General features: G+C 67.5%; 16 protein-coding genes and 1 tRNA gene. 14 read left to right on the top strand and 3 right to left on the bottom strand.

Translation table 11 applies throughout. The annotated features are described in order from the left end of the window. Positions 1-25: 25 nt before the first annotated feature. The 13 genes from obgE (at position 26) to KIT89_RS05315 (ending at position 13321) form a co-directional block, all read left to right on the top strand. Complete coding sequence (gene obgE / locus KIT89_RS05375) at positions 26-1537, top strand: GTPase ObgE (RefSeq protein ID WP_297603600.1); 1512 nt, start codon at positions 26-28, stop codon at positions 1535-1537. Next, positions 1530-2333 (top strand): glutamate 5-kinase, encoded by an 804-nt coding sequence (proB, locus tag KIT89_RS05370; RefSeq protein ID WP_297603599.1) that lies wholly within the window; start codon positions 1530-1532, stop codon positions 2331-2333. The genes obgE and proB overlap by 8 nt, the downstream gene beginning before the upstream one ends. Positions 2334-2337: 4 nt before the next feature. Beyond that, positions 2338-3594 carry a glutamate-5-semialdehyde dehydrogenase gene (locus tag KIT89_RS05365; protein WP_297603598.1) on the top strand — a complete coding sequence of 419 codons (1257 nt, stop codon included), beginning with the start codon at positions 2338-2340 and terminating at the stop codon, positions 3592-3594. A gap of 49 nt (positions 3595-3643) precedes the next feature. Further along, entirely contained in the window at positions 3644-3835 is a 192-nt protein-coding gene (locus KIT89_RS05360; protein ID WP_297603597.1) for a hypothetical protein, read from the top strand. 31 nt (positions 3836-3866) lie between these two features. Then, positions 3867-4469: a nicotinate-nucleotide adenylyltransferase gene (nadD, locus tag KIT89_RS05355; RefSeq protein WP_297603596.1), complete on the top strand. Its 603-nt coding sequence runs from the start codon at positions 3867-3869 to the stop codon at positions 4467-4469. After that, positions 4466-5731, top strand: a complete 1266-nt coding sequence (locus KIT89_RS05350) for a hypothetical protein (protein WP_297603595.1) — start codon at positions 4466-4468, stop codon at positions 5729-5731. Before nadD ends, KIT89_RS05350 begins: the two co-directional genes overlap by 4 nt. A 34-nt stretch (positions 5732-5765) precedes the next feature. Beyond that, a complete protein-coding gene (gene rsfS, locus KIT89_RS05345; RefSeq protein WP_297603594.1) occupies positions 5766-6155 on the top strand; it encodes a ribosome silencing factor in 390 nt (129 codons plus the stop codon). 86 nt (positions 6156-6241) lie between these two features. Continuing rightward, positions 6242-6317: transfer RNA gene (locus tag KIT89_RS05340), tRNA-Ala, on the top strand. Positions 6318-6483: 166 nt separating this feature from the next. Continuing rightward, positions 6484-7842, top strand: coding sequence for an aminotransferase class V-fold PLP-dependent enzyme (locus KIT89_RS05335; protein WP_297603916.1), 1359 nt, complete (start codon positions 6484-6486; stop codon positions 7840-7842). Between the two features lie 39 nt (positions 7843-7881). Beyond that, complete coding sequence (locus KIT89_RS05330; RefSeq protein WP_297603593.1) at positions 7882-9702, top strand: PQQ-binding-like beta-propeller repeat protein; 1821 nt, start codon at positions 7882-7884, stop codon at positions 9700-9702. Beyond that, positions 9699-11483, top strand: coding sequence for a hypothetical protein (locus KIT89_RS05325; RefSeq protein WP_297603592.1), 1785 nt, complete (start codon positions 9699-9701; stop codon positions 11481-11483). Before KIT89_RS05330 ends, KIT89_RS05325 begins: the two co-directional genes overlap by 4 nt. 9 nt (positions 11484-11492) lie before the next feature. After that, positions 11493-12161: a pyridoxamine 5'-phosphate oxidase gene (gene pdxH, locus KIT89_RS05320; RefSeq protein WP_297603591.1), complete on the top strand. Its 669-nt coding sequence runs from the start codon at positions 11493-11495 to the stop codon at positions 12159-12161. Positions 12162-12253: 92 nt separating this feature from the next. Beyond that, complete coding sequence (locus tag KIT89_RS05315) at positions 12254-13321, top strand: LLM class flavin-dependent oxidoreductase (RefSeq protein ID WP_297603590.1); 1068 nt, start codon at positions 12254-12256, stop codon at positions 13319-13321. 23 nt (positions 13322-13344) lie between these two features. Here KIT89_RS05315 and KIT89_RS05310 read toward each other — a convergent pair whose 3' ends face one another. Beyond that, positions 13345-13713 carry a rhodanese-like domain-containing protein gene (locus KIT89_RS05310; RefSeq protein WP_297603589.1) on the bottom strand — a complete coding sequence of 123 codons (369 nt, stop codon included), beginning with the start codon at positions 13711-13713 and terminating at the stop codon, positions 13345-13347. Positions 13714-13779: 66 nt separating this feature from the next. Beyond that, positions 13780-16419, bottom strand: coding sequence for an HAD-IC family P-type ATPase (locus KIT89_RS05305; RefSeq protein WP_297603588.1), 2640 nt, complete (start codon positions 16417-16419; stop codon positions 13780-13782). A gap of 74 nt (positions 16420-16493) precedes the next feature. Here KIT89_RS05305 and KIT89_RS05300 point away from each other — a divergent pair, with 74 nt between their 5' ends. Further along, complete coding sequence (locus KIT89_RS05300; RefSeq protein ID WP_297603587.1) at positions 16494-17852, top strand: DHA2 family efflux MFS transporter permease subunit; 1359 nt, start codon at positions 16494-16496, stop codon at positions 17850-17852. On the opposite strand, the gene KIT89_RS05295 is transcribed toward KIT89_RS05300, so the two are convergent. Continuing rightward, positions 17845-18690 (bottom strand): UbiA family prenyltransferase, encoded by an 846-nt coding sequence (locus tag KIT89_RS05295; protein WP_297603586.1) that lies wholly within the window; start codon positions 18688-18690, stop codon positions 17845-17847. The genes KIT89_RS05300 and KIT89_RS05295 overlap by 8 nt on opposite strands. Positions 18691-18696: the final 6 nt, after the last annotated feature.

The raw sequence follows: 18696 nt of genomic DNA, 5'->3' as shown, positions 1-18696 counted from the left end.
CGGCAGAGCAGAAGGAGGCACCATCATGGCGACGTTCGTCGACCGTGTGACTCTTCACCTGCGCGCAGGGAGCGGCGGCCACGGCTGCGTCTCGGTGCGTCGCGAGAAGTTCAAGCCCCTCGCCGGGCCTGACGGCGGCAATGGCGGCGACGGCGGCGACATCGTGCTCGTCGCCGACCCTCAGGAGACCACCCTGCTGCCGTACCACCGTCGTCCGCACCGTTCGAGCGACAACGGCGGCCCGGGCATGGGCGACAACCGTTCAGGCTTCAGCGGCGGCCCTCTGGTCTTGCCTGTTCCTGTCGGCACTGTCGTGCGCGATGCCGATGGCACCGAGCTCGCCGACTTGACCGAACCGGGCATGCGCATCGTCGTCGCTCCTGGCGGCCAGGGCGGTCTCGGCAACGCGTCGCTCGCGACGACCAAGCGCAAGGCTCCCGGTTTCGCCCTGCTCGGCACCGAGGGCTGGCAGGGCGACATCGTTCTCGAGCTCAAGACGGTCGCCGATGTGGCGCTCGTCGGCTACCCGAGCGCCGGCAAGTCGAGTCTCGTGGCTGCGATCTCCGCCGCGAAGCCGAAGATCGCCGACTACCCGTTCACGACCCTGCACCCGAATCTGGGTGTCGTCGAGTCGGGTGACACCCGGTTCACCGTCGCCGATGTTCCCGGGCTGATCGAGGGCGCGAGCGAGGGCAAGGGGCTCGGCCTCGAGTTCTTGCGTCACGTCGAGCGCTGCAGCGCCCTGCTGCACGTGCTCGACTGCGCCACCCTCGACCCCGGCCGCGACCCGATCAGCGACCTCGATGTGATTCTCGCCGAGTTGGCCGCCTACCCGGTTCCCGACGGTCAGGTGCCGCTGCTCGATCGCCCGCAGCTGATCGCCCTCAACAAGCTCGACGTGCCCGAGGCGCGCGATCTCGCCGACCTGGTGCGCCCCGAGCTTGAGGCGCGGGGTTATCGGGTCTTCGACATCAGTGCTGTCAGCCGCGAGGGCCTGCGGCCTCTGACGTTCGCTCTGGCTGAGCTCGTCGAGTCTGACCGCGCTGCGAAGGCGGCCGAGGCGACGGTGCGCGAGCGCATCGTGCTGCGGCCGAAGCCGGTCGACACCGAAGAGTTCCGCATCGCCGTCGAGGGCGGCAGCGACGGGCCGATCTATCGAATTCTGGGTGCGAAGCCCGAGCGGTGGGTGCAGCAGACAGACTTCCGCAACGACGAAGCGGTGGGGTACCTTGCCGATCGGCTGGCCAAGATCGGTATTGAGGATGCTCTCTTCCAGGCGGGCGCCGTGGCAGGTGCGACCGTGGTGATCGGCCCTGCCGACGGCGTGATCTTCGATTGGGAGCCCACGTTGACGAGCGCCGCCGAACTCATGACGGCGCCCCGCGGCACCGACCCGCGCCTCGACGCGCTCAACCGCCCGACGACGAGTCAGCGGCGTCAGACGTATCACGAGCGCATGGATGCGAAGGCAGCGGCACGCGCCGAGTTGGAAGCCGAGCGCGAGGCAGGAATGTGGAAGGAAGGCGACGATGACTGAAGGGGGCGCCTCGAGGGGTCGCCGTGATGCCGTGACGCGCGCGCGACGAGTCGTGGTGAAGGTGGGTTCGTCGTCGATCAGTGGCGACAACTCCGGCCAGATCGCACCCCTCGTCGATGCGCTCGCGGCGGCGCACGCTCGAGGTGTCGAGGTCGTGCTCGTCTCGTCGGGGGCCATTGCCACCGGCATGCCCTTCCTGCGTCTCGACTCTCGGCCGCTCGATCTGGCGACGCAGCAGGCGGCGGCTGCTGTCGGTCAGAATGCGCTCATCCACCGCTACCAAGACAGCCTCGACCGCTATGGCATCGTCGCCGGCCAGGTGCTGCTGACTGCGACTGATCTCGAGCACGCCACTCCACGCAGCAACGCGCAGCGCGCTCTCGAGCGCCTGCTCGGCCTGCGCATCCTGGTGATCGTCAATGAGAATGACACGGTCGCGACGCAAGAGATCCGTTTCGGCGACAACGACCGGCTCGCCGGACTCGTCAGCGAGCTCGTGTCGGCCGATCTGCTCGTGTTGCTGAGCGACGTCGACGCCCTCTACACGAAGCCCCCCGCAGAGCCCGGAGCCGAGCGCATCGACTTCGTCGCCCACGATGACGATCTCAGCGGCGTCGAGCTCGGCGACATCGGCTCGGCCGGCGTCGGCACGGGCGGCGCCGGCACGAAGATCGCAGCAGCACGCCTCGCTGTCGAGAGCGGTGTTCCGGTCGTGCTCACGTCGACGACGCTCGTCGCCGAGGCGCTGCGCGGCGACGAGGTCGGAACCTGGTTCGAGGCCGCGCCGGTAGACTGACTGCATGTCTTCGCCCGGCCTGCTCGACGATCAGCTCGCGGCCGCGAAGGCCGCATCTCGCGTTGTCGCCACGCTCACGACTGCGCGCAAGAACGCCGCGCTCGACGCGATCGCGACGGCACTCGAGTCGTCGATCGACGCGATCGTCGAGGCGAACGCCCTCGATCTCGAGCGCGGTGAGCAGAACGGGCTCTCTGCGGGCCTACGAGATCGACTGCGACTCGACGAGGCGCGAGTTCGCGCCCTGGCCACGGCCGTGCGCGACGTCATCGCGCTGCCCGACCCGGTCGGCACCGTGGTGCGCGGTTCGCGCCTGCCGAACGGAATCCAGCTGAGCGAAGTGCGCGTGCCGTTCGGCGTCGTCGGCGCCATCTACGAGGCGAGACCGAATGTCACGGTCGACATCGCCGCTCTCGCGCTGAAGAGCGGCAACGCGGTCGTGCTGCGCGGCGGCAGCGCTGCCGAGAACTCGAACCGCATGCTCGTGTCGACCCTGCAGGGCGCTCTCGATGACTGCGGGCTGCCGCGCACGGCCGTGCAGACGATCGACGAGCACGGTAGGGCGGGCGCGACGGCGCTCATGCGAGCTCGCGGGTTCATCGATGTGCTGATTCCGCGCGGCAGCGCCGACCTCATCCAGACGGTGGTTCGCGACTCGACCGTGCCCGTCATCGAGACGGGCGCCGGTGTCGTGCACATCTTCCTCGATGCGAGTGCCGACGAGGCGATGGCTGTCGAGATCGTGCACAACGCGAAGGTGCAGCGGCCGAGCGTCTGCAACGCGGTCGAGACGGTGCTCGTGCACCGTGAGGCGGCGCCGCGAGTGCTGCCACCGGTGATCGACGCTCTGCGGGCATCCGGGGTCGTCGTGCGAGGCGACGAGCGGGCACGCGAGATCGACGCTTCTCTCGAGGCGGCCGACGACACCGATTTCGCCACAGAGCACATGGCTCTCGAGCTGTCGGTGGCGATCGTCGACGATGTGGATGCTGCGCTCGAGCACATCCGCCGCTATTCGACGCAGCACACCGAGTCGATCATCACGCGCGACATGGCCAACGCCGAGCGGTTTCTGGCCGAGGTTGACTCGGCGGTGGTGATGGTGAACGCGTCGACGCGGTTCAGCGACGGCGGTGAGTTCGGCTTCGGCGCCGAGGTCGGAATCTCGACGCAGAAACTGCACGCTCGGGGGCCGATGGGCCTGCCCGAGCTCACGAGCACCAAGTGGATCGTGCGCGGCGATGGGCAGGTGCGCGCATGATTCGCGGTAGATTGGTGTTACTCGATCGAAACGACCCCGGGAGTTCTGCATGCTGACGACGCTGGCCAGTGTCATTCTCGCCTCTGAAGAAGAACTCGCACCGCTCGTCGCGCCCGCCGAGGTCATCGCCGGTGTCGCGGCGCTCGTCTTCATCATGATGGGTCTCGTCACCTTCGCCTACCGCGACGTCGCGAACCGCCACAGCCACAAGAAGTCGAGCGGAAACTCCGCAGGTCACTGAGCCCGACCACGGCTTCTGCGGCGCTGACACCATGATGACGGTCGCGAAGCGTGAGCGCATCGGCATCATGGGCGGCACCTTCGACCCGATTCACCACGGTCACCTGGTGGCGGGCAGCGAGGTCGCGCAGGCGTTCGATCTCGACGAGGTCGTGTTCGTGCCGACGGGTGAGCCCTACCAGAAGCGCGGGGTGACGCACAGCGAGCATCGGTATCTCATGACCGTCATCGCGACGGCCTCGAACCCGAGGTTCCGCGTCAGTCGGGTCGACATCGACCGAGACGGCCCGACGTACACGATCGATACCCTGCGTGATCTTCGAGCCGAGCATCCTGATGCCGATCTGTTCTTCATCTCAGGAGCCGACGCGATCGCGCAGATTCTCGACTGGAAAGATGTCGACGAGCTGTGGCAGCTGGCGAACTTCGTGGCTGTGAGTCGACCAGGGCACGCGCTCAGCATTAGCGCATTGCCGCACCGCGACGTAAGCTTGCTCGAGATTCCCGCGCTGGCCATTTCGTCTACCGACTGCCGTCGCCGCGTCGAGCAGGGCTTTCCGGTCTGGTACTTGGTGCCTGACGGTGTGGTGCAGTACATCGCGAAGCACCAGCTGTACCGGAGCACTTCATCATGACTAGCCCGAACGATCCGCCGCTCAGCCGCCGCGCCGCACGGCTGGCTGAGCAAGCGGCGCACCACGAGGGCGTTGAGGTCTTCGCTCGGCCCGGTGAGGGTGCCGAGGCGCCAGACGGTCGCCGCGGCAGCGCGCCCGTGTCTGTTCCGTCGTCGGCTCCGAGCGATATCGCCTATCGCACCGAGGTGCGCCCCCGCGTGCCGCACTACGACGACGCGCCGCCCTCTCTCGTGTCTCCGACCGCTCCTCCGGCGCCCGTCGCCCCGGCGTTCGTGCCCGCCGCTCCTCCCGCGTATCCGGTGCAGCAGGTGCGCCGTCGAGACTTCCGCCCCCCAGCAGAGGTGCCCGCCGAGGCGCCACGGGTCGAGCCTCGAGAGGCGTTCGACGCCCCGCTCGAGTACCACACCCAGCTCACACCGCGACCGGATGCTGCGCCGCGGTCTGAGCCGCCCGTCGAGCCTGCGCCCGTGCACGTCATCGTGCCGCCCGCGCAGGGTCTCGGCGCGCTCGAGCAGACGCGGTCGCGGCGTGAGCTGCGCGAGAGCCGCGCCGCGCAGACCATCGCCGAGCAGCCCGCCTTCTCGGTGACGGAGGCAGCGCCCGCTGCGCCTGCCGCCCCTGTCGCGCCGACGCATGACGACGACGGCGTGGTGCACGCCACGATCGAGCCTGCGCCGGTCGAGGCTGCGCCGATGGAGGCTGCGCCGATCGAGCCTGCCCCGGTCGAGGCGGCCCTGCTCGAATCAGCGCCCGTCGCACCGGCCGCGCCTGCAGCGCCCGTCGTGCCCGTCTCGACCGGCTCGCACTGGTCGGTGGGCATTCACGACGCCGACGACCCCTTCGAGAACACGTTCAGCCGCGAGGTCGGGTCGACGGCGGCGCTCAACACCAATGCGCTCGTGCTTCCGGAGATGCCCACGGGCAGCATCGCGGGGCCGGTGGCCGGAACCGGTGAGATCATCGTGACGGGCATGATCGACGTGTCGCGAGTGGTGTCGTCGACGGGAACCGTGCCGACCATGCACGACAGCCCCGATATCGATGACCTGTTCGAGCCGGGAGACCACGAGGTGGCTGCTCCTGATTCCGCTCCGGTAAGCGCCCTCAAGGCGGTCAGCAGCCACACGGGCACGCACACCGTGATGACGGGCAAGCGTTCGACCAGCAACGTCGTCACCACTGTGCTCGTCGCCACGACCGTCGTCATGGCGGTGGTCGCCATCGGCCTCTTCGTCGTCGCGGCGGTCAACGGGCTATTCTGAGTGCTCCGCTCTCTCGTTTTCACCAAAGGACACTGTGACCGCTTCTGACCGCGCTCTCGCGCTCACCCAGATCGCCGCGAGCGCGGCCGACTCCAAGCAGGGTGACGACGTGGTCGCTCTCGACGTGTCTGGCCCGCTGCCGCTGACCGACGTCTTCGTGCTCGTCACGGGGCGCAATGAGCGCAATGTTCAGGCGATCGCCTCTGAGGTCGAAGACCGCATGATCGAGGCCGGCGCCAAGCCGCTGCGCCGTGAGGGGCGGGCTGAGGGTCGCTGGATTCTGCTCGACTTCGGCGACATCGTCGTGCACGTGTTCCACGAAGAAGAGCGGCTCTTCTACTCGCTCGAACGACTCTGGAAAGACTGCCCCGCCATCCCGCTGACCGCGGTGGGCACTGGCGCGGCGACCGACGGCGCTGACTGAGTTCGGCCTCGAGCGCGAATTGGTCGCGCGTGCCGGCGTGTACTACTCTTGGTGAGTTGTCTCCGGCCCCGTGGGCCGGTCGCCACGGGCCTGTGGCGCAGCTGGTAGCGCACCTGCATGGCATGCAGGGGGTCAGGGGTTCGAGTCCCCTCAGGTCCACCACGATGTGAATCCCGGTCTCGGCCGGGATTCGTCGTATCCGGCGCCTGCTGGCCCGAGTGGCGGGGCGGCGCGTCGGACGATCGGCACGTGTCAGTGCTGATCCGGTTCGGAAGGACCTTTCGTGAGCCGCAGCCAGGCCGCAGATGCCCTCAACCCCGCCGTGCGCATGCATGCACTGAGCGACGAGACCACGCAGATCGTCGACATGGTGCTCGAATACGCTCGTCGACGAATCTTGAGCGACGACACCCCTCTCGACAAGCCGTTCACCCCAGCCGAGTTGCGACGCCTTGCCGGGGGCAGCATCTCTGACGACGGTATGGGCGCCCGTCGCGCGCTCGCACTGTTCGAGAATGTGCTGGCTCCGTCGTGCATCACGACCGAGCATCCTCGGTATCTCTCGTTCATCCCGTCGGCTCCGTCGAAGGCGGCGACGGCGTTCGACCTCATCGTGTCGGCGACGGCGGTCTACGGCGGTTCGTGGCTCGAGGGCTCGGGCGCGGTCTACGCCGAGAACGAGGTGCTCGCCTGGCTCGCCGCCGAGTTCGGTCTGCCTGTCGAGGCGCGCGGTGTCTTTGTGCAGGGGGGCACCATCGGCAACCTCTCGGCGCTCGTCGCCGCTCGCGACCACGCCGCTCGTGCTCGCCTCGAGGCGGGCGAGCCCCGACCCGACCGGTGGGTCGTCGTGTGCAGCGCTGAGGCGCATTCGTCGATCGCGAGCGCCGCGCGGGTCATGGATGTCGAGGTGGTCGCGGTGCCTGTGGGCGACAGCGGCAGCCTGCATGGCGACCAGGTGCGCGACGCCCTCGATGAGCACGGCGACGCCGTGATCGCCGTGGTCGCGACGGGCGGATCGACCAATTTCGGCATCGTCGACGACATCGCGTCGATCGCCGCGCTGAAAGACCGCTACGACTTCTGGCTGCACATCGACGGGGCATACGGCCTGGCCGCAGCTCTCACGCCGATCGCTCGCCCGCGCTTCGCCGGCATCGAACGCGCCGATTCGCTCATCGTCGACCCGCACAAGTGGCTGTTCACGCCGTTCGATTCGTGCGCTCTCATCTACCGCAACCCCGAGATCGCGAGGGCGGCGCACACGCAGCACGCCGAATACTTGGATGCTCTCACCGAGTCGAGCGAGTTCAATCCTTCTGACTACTCGGTGCAACTGACCAGGCGCGCGCGCGGTCTTCCGCTCTGGTTCTCGCTCGCCACGTTCGGTGCGCAGGCCTATCGCGACGCGATCTCGGCGTCGATCGAGCTCGCGCACGCCGTCGCGCGCGAGATCGACGCGAGTGATCACGTGAGGCTGGTGCGCGAACCGCAGCTCTCGGTCGTGGTGTTCGAGCGCGTCGGGTGGAGCGCCGGAGACTACGCTCACTGGTCGAATCGTCTGCTCGATGAGCAGCATGCGTTCGTCGTGCCGAGCTCGCACTCGGGGCGCACGAACGCTCGTTTCGCCATTGTCAACCCGCGCACGACGATCGACGACTTGCGCAGCGTGCTCGATACGATGCGCTGACCCTCGCCTTCGCGGCGGCGCTGACCCTACACTGAGCGCGTGCTGCCGTCGACACCCGAGCACCCCGAGCCGACGCCGCCCGCGCACTGGCCTGCCTGGGTGGCGGTGCCGCTCGTCGCCGTGGTGGTGGCGATGGCACTGGCCGGCGCCGATGCGCCCCCGAGCGGCTCGGTCGCGAGCGCTGCCGAGCTGCTCGTGCCGCTCGACGGTCACCGAACGCTGACCACCTCGGCCGATGGGGTGGTCACTGTCACCGAGCACGCTCGCACGGCGGGCATCGAGGGCGCGCTCGACGCGCCGTCGATCGTGGTCAGCACGCTGCTCGAGCACGGGGGTGAAGACGGCGTGCGTCGCTCGCGGTTCTGGCGGGCTTCGCGCACCGATGACGAGGGCGGGCGCGTCACTGACCTGTATCGACTCGGCGAGACCGGGGTGGCCCAGGTGGCGACATGGGGCAGCGAACTGGGCTTGGTGTTCGACCCTGCGCTGGTGCTCGTGCCTGCCGATGCCGTGCCCGGGTCGTCGTGGCAGGGCACCGGCAGTGCTCTGCCTGGCGGTCTGCTCACGTACACCGCGTCGACGCAGCTTGTCGCCGTCACCGAGCCGATTCTCGACTATGGGGGGCGTGAGATCGCTCTCGAGTGGGGGTGCATCGGGGTGCGCTTGCTCGTGACGATCACCGACCCCGTCGATCAGGCAGAGAACCAGCTCGACGAGTCGACAGTCTGGTGCCCCGGTCGCGGCCCGGTGTGGAGCACCGGAACCGTCAACGGCGCTTCCATCGGATTCGCCGAGGTGCCCACCGGCGCGGTCGAGGCGCGCGGCGATTCACCTCGAGCCGCGGCGTCGTGGCCACGAGATGCCCGCTCGCTCACGGCACCGGTGGCCTCGACGCTCACCCTCACCGACGGCTTCTTCGGCGACTTTCTGGCGACAGGCCAGTACACCCTGCCTGTCGTCGCTGCCGATGCAGATGCCGTGCTCATCGACGACCGCGGCAACTCGGTGCAGCGCTGGAGTCTGCAGTCGCCCGAGCCCGCCTCGCTCTGGTCGAGTCACCCCGGCGGCACCATTCTCAGTGCTGCGGCCGTCGGCCCGCTGACCGTGGTGACGACCGAGGCGCGGCAGACGGCCGCCTACGACCTGCTCGGGCGCCGCGTGTGGTCGACCACGATGGACGAGCTCGCGCTCGCCCCTGTCGCGCAGCACGCGGGTGATCCGATCGTGCTCACCCTCGCCGGCACCGTGTCACGGCTCGACGCCTCTAGCGGCGTGCCCCGGTGGTCGGCCGACCTCGGCGGTGATGGCCGCGGCGCACCAGTGGCCGCGGCAGGCGTCGTGCTGGCCGCCGATGAGCGAGGTCGGGTGACCGCTGTCGACGCAGAAACGGGCGAGCTGCGGTGGAGGATCGACCCTGGCCCCGTCGAGGCCATGACGGTGAGCGAGCTGCACGGTTCGGCGGTGCTCGTGCTCGAGAGCGGGCTCGCTCTCGCTGTCGCGCTGAGCGATGGCTCGACGACGTGGAGCGTGCAGAGCGGCGGCGACGTCGTGCATCAGGTGCTGGCCGGTGACGCGGCCTTCGTGCTGGTCGGGCAGGGCGCGACGCGCGCCGTGCATCCCACGACGGGTTCGGTGCTCTGGGTCGACGAGGGCGCAGCAGCGGCGGCGATCGCGGGCGGAAGCCTGGTGTCTCTGCGCGCCTCTGAACTCGTGCTGCAATCGGTCGAGAGCGGTGACACGCTCGCCAGTCGCACCCTCGGCGCTGTGCTGCCGGGAGTCACCCGCTCGCTCAGCATCATCGGCGACTCGGTGATCGTGGTCGACTCGACCGGCACGATGTGGCGGGCGGCGGCCCGATGACGGCGACGGGGGTGTTCGCGGGCGGCGCCAGGGCCACTGCCCGGGTCTGGCGCGGCATCGTGGTGACGCCCATTCGCGAAGGTCGAGTGCGCGATACCGGGTGGCCCCCCGGGCTGACTCCCGTCGTCGCGCTCGGCACTGGGGCCTTCGTCTTCGCTGTCGCGCTCATTCTCGCCGCTCCGGCTCTGCGGGCCTTGCTGCCCCTCACGGCGACGGTCGGCGCGAGCACGCTGTCTTTGCCGCGAGCACTGCTGCCGACGATCTTCTGGCTGGTCATCGTGGCGCTCGCACTCATGCAGACCGCGGCCCTGCACGTGCATCGCACCGTCGCGATCGTGCTCACGGCGATGACGGTGCTCTCAGTGCTCTTCATCGGAGCCATCGATCTCGGGCCAGACGGGGAGGGTGGGGTCACCGTGACCGCGGGAAAGCTGATCTCGCTGGTCGTTGCCGGGGGGCTGGTCGCGCTCACCGTGCTGCGGCGGCGATCGCGATTCGCGTGGTGGGAGTTTCCGGCGGTGCTGGCCCTGCTCGGCCTGAGCGCAGCGGTCGCCCTCGGCGCGTCGTCGATGCAGAGCGCGGTGTTCGGCATCGACGTCGGGCCGACGGCGCTCTCGGTCGTGATGACGTCGATCGGTCAACTGGCCATTCCGGCCGCCATCGCCGCCGGGCTCGTCGTGGCGCAAGTGGCACTCAACGCATCGCGTGCCGTGGTCGGAGTCGTGCGCCGCTCGACGGGCGCGACCCCTCGCGCAGTGCCGGTGGCGCTGGTGGTGCTGCTCGTGATCGTCGGAGTGTGGAGGGTGGTCGACGTCGTCGTGCCGTCGGTCGTGGCCGGTGAGCCAGACGGAGAGCTGCTCGCTGCCCTGCCGGGCAGCGCCATCCTGCTGGCGGTCGTGGCCGTCGGCTGGTTCGTGCTCGCCCGACGGCGCGGTGACTCGGTGGGGGCGGCTGACGAGCTCGACAGCGCGGTCGACCGCATCGCGATTCCCGTGGCGATTGGGCTGTCGATCACGATCGCGCCGATCGTCGTCATGCTGCTCATCGTGCAGGTCGCGGCGTCGTGGGGAGCGCCGGTCGACCTGCTGGCGTCAGGCCTCGAGCTGGCGGCGGTGCTGGGCAGCGCTGCGGTGGCGACTGTCGTTCGGGCTGTGGTCGGCGTCTCACTGATCGTCGTCGCGGTCGCCTTCGTCGCACGACTGCCACGCGGAGCCGCCGAGCTGCTGCTGGCGATCGGCGTCATCGCGGTGAGCGCCACCCTGCCGACCCTGCTGGGGGTGACCGCTCCCTGGTCGAGCGACGCTCTGGCCGTGTGGGTGGCGCTCGTGACCGGCGTAGTGGTCGTCGTGCTCGCCGTGCGGGGCACGCTCGATGAAGAGCGCGCGGCACTGCTGGCCATGGCCCTGGTGCTCTCGGCGGCGCTCGCGTGGCGAGAGGTGATCGCCGATCCGTTGAGCATCGTGATCGGGTCGAGCGGTGTCGCGCTCGTGCTGTTCGGCTTCGTCTGGGGCTTCGCGACCGAGGCACGGGCGACCCATGGCGACTCACCGCGCTACCCGAGGGCGGCTCGGGTGCTGCTGTTTCTCGCGAACGCCGTCTTCGGCGTGACGGTGCTCGCCTTCGCGGTGCTGGTGCGCAATCTCGACGTGCCGCTGAACCTTGATGACTTCGCCCAGTTCGGCGATCAGCTGCTGGGCACGGCCCTGATTCTCTGTGCGGTGCTGGCCGTGTGGGCAGCGACCGCGCCTCGACTCGGGCTGTTGTCGGCTCGAGCGTCGTAGCGTAGGGGCATGACCGCCTACGAACCGCCCGCGCTCGACGCGGCGCTGCGCACGCACACCGACTACGGCGTCGAGAAGCTCGACGAGGGCGACCTCGCGAGTGATCCGATCAGCCAGTTCGTCGCGTGGCTCGCCGAAGCTGGTGAGCGGCAGGTCTACGAGCCGAATGCCATGGTGCTCGCCACGATCGACCCTGATGGGGCGCCGTCGATTCGCACCGTGCTGCTGCGGGCTGTCGACGATCGCGGTTTCGCCTTCTACACTGACTACTCCTCGCGCAAGGGTCGCGCTCTGCTGGCGAACCCGGCGGTGGCCGCGGTGTTTCCCTGGTACACGCTGCACCGCCAGGTGAAGATCTTCGGCGTGGCGCACCCGGTCGATGCCGCTGACTCTGATGCGTACTTCGCCGGACGACCGCGCGGCGCGCAGATCGCCGCGTGGGCGAGCGATCAGTCGCAGCCGATTGCGTCGCGTGCGGCCCTCGAGCAGAAGGTGCTGGATGCTGATGCACAGTTCTCCGCATCCGACGACGTGGCTCGGCCTGAGCGATGGGGTGGGTTTCGGCTCGTGCCGCATCGCGTCGAGTTCTGGCAGGGTCGAACGTCGCGCCTGCACGACAGGCTGATCTACCAGCGCGAGGCGAACTCGACGTGGCGGGTCGAGAGACTTCAGCCCTGACGCCTCGTCGGGAATACACCTCGTGGGTGTGACGTTGTCGAGGTGTATGCGTACGCATAGGATGCGTGAAGAGACGATGAGGGAGCCACGACATGCCCATTGCAGACCCGAACGACCTTGAACTGGGTCTCGACACCTTTGGTGACGTGACGAGCGATGACCGAGGCGAGCCCCTCGGCTACGCCGAGGTGATCCGCAACGTGGTTGCCGAGGGGGTGCTCGCCGATCAGGTGGGTGTTGACGCGATCACTGTGGGTGAGCATCACCGCGACGATTTCGCGGTCTCGGCGCCCGACGTGGTGCTCACGGCGATCGCCGCCCGCACCGAACGCATACGCATCGGCAGCGGCGTCACAGTCTTGAGTTCTGACGACCCGATTCGCGTGTTCCAGCGATTCGCCACCCTTGATGCGATCTCGCACGGTCGAGCTGAGATCATCATGGGTCGGGGTTCGTTCACCGAGTCGTTTCCGCTGTTCGGCTACGCCCTGAACGATTACCAGACGTTGTTCGAAGAGAAACTCAACCTGTTCGCGGCGGTGCGCGAAGAGAAGCCCGTGACCTGGCAGGGCACGACGCGCGCCCCGCTGGCCGACCAGATGGTGTACCCGACAACCGAGTCGGGTGCGCTGCGTACCTGGGTCGGGGTGGGGGGCAGCCCAGAGTCGGTTGTTCGTGCCGCGAACTACGGGTTTCCGCTGATGCTCGCCGTCATCGGCGGGCAGCCTGAACGATTTGCACCTTTCGTCGAGCTCTACCACCGCGCCCTCACGCAACTCGAGAAGCCCTGGCAGCCGGTGGGAGTGCACTCGCCCGGGTACATCGCTGACACCGACGAGCAGGCCATGGAAGAACTGTGGCCTGCCTACGAGATCATGTTCGGTCGCATCGGCCGCGAGCGCGGCTGGGGCCCCACGACGTACGACCACTTCAGGTCGGAGGTCGAGCACGGGTCTCTCTATGTCGGCTCGCCCGAAACCGTGGCCCGCAAGATCGCGAGCACGGTGTCTGCCCTCGGCATCCAACGATTCGATCTCAAGTACAGCACGGGCCCTCTCGCGCACGGCAAGCTCCTGCACGCCATCGAGCTCTACGGCACGCGGGTGATTCCGATGGTGCGTGAACTGCTCGCTGATCGATTGGTGGGCGCGAGTTCGTAGACGGGTTCGCCCCGGCGATCGACCTACGGCAGGGTGATGACGGCGATGCCGGTCGAGCTCGACGCGGCCTCGACGCTGCCCCCGTTGGTGAGGTCGGTGAAGCCGAGTGCCCTCATGCGGTCGATGGCCTGACCTGAACGGTTGCCGCTGCGGCAGTACACGAAGTAGCTGCCTGCAGGGTCGAGTTCGGCGACGCGTGCCTCGAAGTCGGCAGACTGCACATCGAGGTTGACGGCGCCCTCGAGGTGGCCCGAGGCAAACTCGGCGGGGGTGCGTACGTCGATCACCACCGTGCCGGCATCGAGCGCACGAGGCTCGGCGGGGGAGGCGCACGCGCTGGCCCCGAGAGCGAGGCCGAGAGCAAGGGCGATAGACAGCAAGATTCGGCGCATGATTCTCCTCCAGAGCAGATCGTTCTGGCGAGTGTATCAAATACCCATGGGGGTATAGGAGGGTCGTTAGCTACGTGCTCGGGTGCGGCGCACGAACTTCTCGAGTTCAACGATGACGAGCACAGTCGAGCCGAGCGCGAAACACAGCGCCCACTCGGCGAGTGACAGGGGTGCGAGGCTCAGAATCGAGGCGCTTGGCCCCCACCACATCGCGGCGGCGTGCAGAGCGAGAGAGCCCACGGCGGTGAGGAGCAAGAACGGGTTGCTCACGGGGTTCAGGGTGAACAGCGATCGATGCTCAGCGCGCGAGCTGCCTGCCTGAAAGAAGTTCAGACATACGACGAGGGTGAGGGCGAGCGTTCGCGCGTGGTCATCGCTGTATCCGGCACCGACAGCCCACGAGAACGTGATCAAGATGAGTACACCCATCCATGCACCGGTCATGACGAGGCGAATCCACAGCACTCGAGAGAGAAGCCCTTCAGAGCGGCGGCGCGGGGGCCGTTGAAGTTCGCCACCCTCGGCTGGTTCGAAGGCGAGAGCGACGTCTTGAAGGCCGTTCGTCACAAGGTTGATCCAGAGCACCTGAATCGGCAAGAACATTAGGGGTTGGTCGCTGAAGACGTTAATGAGCACCGCAATGATGACTCCGAGCGCCGTCGACAGCAAGAAGAAGGTCGCCTTTCGGATGGCAGCGAAGGTCACCCGTCCCTGGTGCACCGCACTCACGATTGTGGCGAAGTTGTCGTCGGCGAGCACGATGTCGGCGGCTTCACGAGCCACCTCGGTTCCCGAGGCACCCATCGCGACACCGATCGATGCTGCCTTGAGCGCAGGTGCATCGTTCACGCCGTCACCCGTGACGGCAACCACCTCGCCCGCGCGCTGCAGCGCGGTGACGATGCGCAGCTTGTCGCTCGGCGACACGCGTGCCGCCACGCTCGTCTCGCGCAAGCGCGCCACGAGCACATCGTCGTCGAGCCGTGACATCTCTTTGCCCGTGATGGCGGGCCCGCGGCGCGGAATGCCCAGTCGGTCGGCGATCGCCTCCGCCGTCGAGGGGTGGTCGCCCGTGATCATCTTGACGGCGATGCCCGCGTCTTGACACGCGGCAACAGCCGCCGCCACACCTGGCCGCGGCGGGTCAGCCATGCCCTCGAGACCGAGAAAGGTGAGCTCGCTCGGCGGCGGCAAGAAACCATCGCGGGCCTCATCTTCGCCAAGCGCGCGACAAGCGGTGGCGATCACTCTCAAGCCACGCGAGGCAAGTTCGTGGTTGGCGTCTGCGACCTCGTCGCTGTCGATCGGTTCGTCTCCGGCCACCGTCCGCATGTGTGTCGACATGCCGATGAGCTTGTCTGGCGCGCCCTTCACGTAGAGCATGCGCGTGCCGTCTGCATGGCGCCGCACCGACTGGCAGTATGCGAGTTCGGGCTCGTACGGCACGTGCAGCTCCATAGCAGACTGCAGTTCGTCGATGGTGAGCACTCCGTGAGTGATTGCCGCCATCGCCATGGCGACGTCCACTGCGTCGCCGACGAAACCACTGCGTGAGTCTGCGGATGCACGCGCTTCATTCGTGAGTGCCCCTGCGCGAAGTGTGTCGCGCACAAGCGGGTCAGTGTGCACTGCCGTGGGCTCGTCGGCGAGCACTGTTCGGCCGTCTGGTGTCCAGACCTCTTCGACGGTGAGGATGTTCTGAGTGAGGGTTCCGGTCTTGTCTGAGCCGATGACCGTCGTCGAACCCAGTGTTTCGACAGCAGGCAGGCTGCGCAGCACCGCGTTCTTCTTGGCCATGCGCGCGACACCGATGCTCATGGCAATCGTTAGCACGATAGGAAGTGCTTCGGGAATCGACGCCACGGCGAGTGCGACAGCAGAGAGGAAGACGTCGGCGAGGTCACCCCCGAGTGCCGCACCTGCGACAAAAACGATGGCGCACACTCCGCCGATCAACAGACCGATGCGCCCTTCCAGCTGTCGAAGAAGTCGCTGCAGCGGCGTGGTCGGCGACGCCCGCTGCACGAGCTCGTTGATGACCCCCAGCTCGGTGTCGGCCCCGATCGCCACGACGACTCCGCTGCCGCGACCTGAGACGACGAAGGTTCCGCTGTATGCCATGCAGGTGCGATCGCCGATGCCGACATCTCGAGCAACCGATTCGACGTGCTTGCTGACGGGCAGCACCTCGCCGGTGAGCATCGACTCATCGACCTGCAAGGCTGTCGACTCGATCAAGCGCAGGTCGGCGGCAACTCTTTCGCCGGTCTCGAGAAGCACGATATCTCCTGGCACGACGTCGCGAGCATCAAGTTCAACTTCAGAGCCTTCACGCACCACACGGCAGCTCGGGTGAGAAAGCCGGGCGAGCGCGCGAACCTCTGCTGCTGCTTTGCGCTCTTGCCAGAACCCAATGGTGCCGTTGAGAACGAGCACAATCATGATGGCCGCGGTATCGACCCACTTCGCCAGAATCGTGGTGACGACCGCGGCTCCCATGAGGATGACAATGAGCGGCGACGAGAACTGGCGAAGTAACGTCTTCCACCACGGTGTTGGCGGGGTGCTGACGAGTTCGTTGACCCCGAACGTGGCACGGCGCTCGACAACGTCATCATCGCTGAGGCCAGACCTGCGTGACGACAACTCTTCTAGCGACTCAGCAACTGATCTCTCGTGCCATCGAAGATCTTCGTCGCGACGCATAGCCCGATGGTACTTGCCGAGTCGCGCCGAGGCTCGGGCCCTTAGACCCCACTTCGCCGTGCTTGACTGAGCGCATGGAGACGACCCCGCTCAATCGGCGAGTGTTGCTTGTCGCCATCCTGGCAGCGTTCGTCGCCTTTCTTGACGGATCGATCGTGACCGTGGCACTGCCTGCCATCACCGACGAGTTGGGCGGAGGGCTGCCCGTACAGCAGTGGGTCGTCGACGCCTACCTGATCACGCTGGGTGCGCTCATTCTGCTGGCGGGCTCGCTCTCTGACCTTCTGGGGCGCATCGCCGTGCTGCGCATCGGGCTCATTGGCTTCGCGATCACCTCGATCGCGTGCGGACTCGCTCCGACGGCAGAACTACTGATCGTGGCTCGAGCAGCCCAGGGTGCCGCGGGCGCTCTGCTCGTGCCCAGCTCTCTCGCCCTCATCATGGCGAGCCACCGCGGTGAGAGTCAGGCTCGAGCGATTGGGCTCTGGACGGCGTGGACCTCGGCGGCGTTCATCGTCGGACCCGTGGTCGGCGGGCTACTGACAGATCTCGTGAGTTGGCGATGGGTCTTCCTCATCAACGTGCTGCCTATTGCCGCGACGATGCTGCTGATGGCCCCCCTGCGCAACGAGCCAGCCGTCGTGAAGGTACCTCTCGACCTGGTGGGCGCCGCTCTCGGTGCCGTGGGTCTCGGGGGAGTGGTGTTCGGCCTCATCGAGCAAGCGAACTACGGCTGGGGTTCGCCGCTGGTCATCATTCCACTGGTGGTCGGCGGCCTGAGCCTGTTCGGCTTCATCGTGCGCCAAGCGACGGCTCAGCATCCGATGATGCCCCTGGCACTGTTCCGCCAGCGCAATTTCGCCGTCGGCAATCTCGCCACGGTCGCCATCTACGCATCGCTGTCTCTGTCGACCCTCGTGATCGTGCTCTTTCTGCAACAGATTGCGGGGTTGTCTGCCACCCAGTCAGGGCTCACGATGCTGCCAGTGACGATCATGCTCATCGTGTTCTCCTCGCTGTTCGGAAGACTTGCCGGCAGGTACGGCTCTCGCTGGTTCATGACGGCGGGGCCACTCGTGGCCGCTGGCGGGCTGGTGTCGATGCTCGCGATCGACGAGCCGTTCGACTTCGTGAGCCAAGCGCTCGTCGGTGTCGTCGCGCTAGGGCTCGGGCTCGCGATCACGGTGGCGCCGCTGACATCGGCCGTGCTCGGCGCGATCGATCCCGCGCGCTCAGGCATCGCGTCGGCCGTCAACAACGCGGTGTCGCGCATCTCAGGGCTTGTCGCCATTGCCCTGCTGGGTGCGGTGGTCGGCACAACGGTGAACCCCGAGTGGCTCGATCGAGCGCTCGTGCTGTGCGCATCACTCATGGTGGTGGGTGGGGTGATCTCGGCCATCGGCATCAGACGGCCCGGCGTGGCGACTAGGTGACGACGAACGAGCCCGCCGAGCCCGCGAGAGTCACCACAGCGGCAAGGGCCGACAGCATGATCACGCGGAAGAGTGCACGAGACTGCGGTGCCCGAACCAGAATCACCGCCCCGGTGATGAGCAGAGCCGCCGTCGCCGAGGCGCCCACGATCGCGAGTAGAGAAATCTCGAGGGGCGCGAGCACGCCCAGTGCCCCTGCAGCGGCCAACGCGGTGAGAGCGATGCTTCCTGCCAGGCGAGCCCCCAAGAGATGAGGCAATGATCGGATGCCGTGCCGGCGATCGGCGTCGAGGTCAGGCAGCACGTTGGTGAAGTGCGCGGCGAGACCGAGCAGACTGCCCATCGCGATCGCCCACCATGGCGCCAGAGTTGCGTCTTCTCGAGCGCTCGTCACGATCACCGGAATCAAGCCGAAGCTCACGATGTAGCAGGCCGTGGCGGCGATGGTGCGCTTGAGACCCAGGTTGTACGCCCAACCTCCCGCCAGTGCGATGAGATGCACCATCGCCAATATCGGCCCGAGGGTGAGCGAGATGAGAACCGAGAGCGCGGCAGCCGAGATCGCCAGAGACAGCACAATGCGAGAGCTGATGTCGCCTCGCACGAGTGGTTTATCGATGCGGTGCGCGTCGGCGTCTCGATGAGCATCGATCGCATCATTCGACCAGCCAATCGACAACTGGTTGAAGGCCATCATGAGGGCCACCGCGACGACGCGCAGCGGTTCGAGGCCGCTCAACAGGGCGAGTACGACGGTCACTGTGGTGACCACAATGCTGGGGCCGATGTGCGCAGCACCCACCACCGCGCGCACCTTCGCACTCGTGCCACGCACCATGCGGCC

The organism is Microcella sp., from assembly GCF_025808395.1.
Lineage (GTDB): Bacteria > Actinomycetota > Actinomycetes > Actinomycetales > Microbacteriaceae > Microcella.
This window is presented reverse-complemented; position numbering and strand designations above follow the sequence as displayed.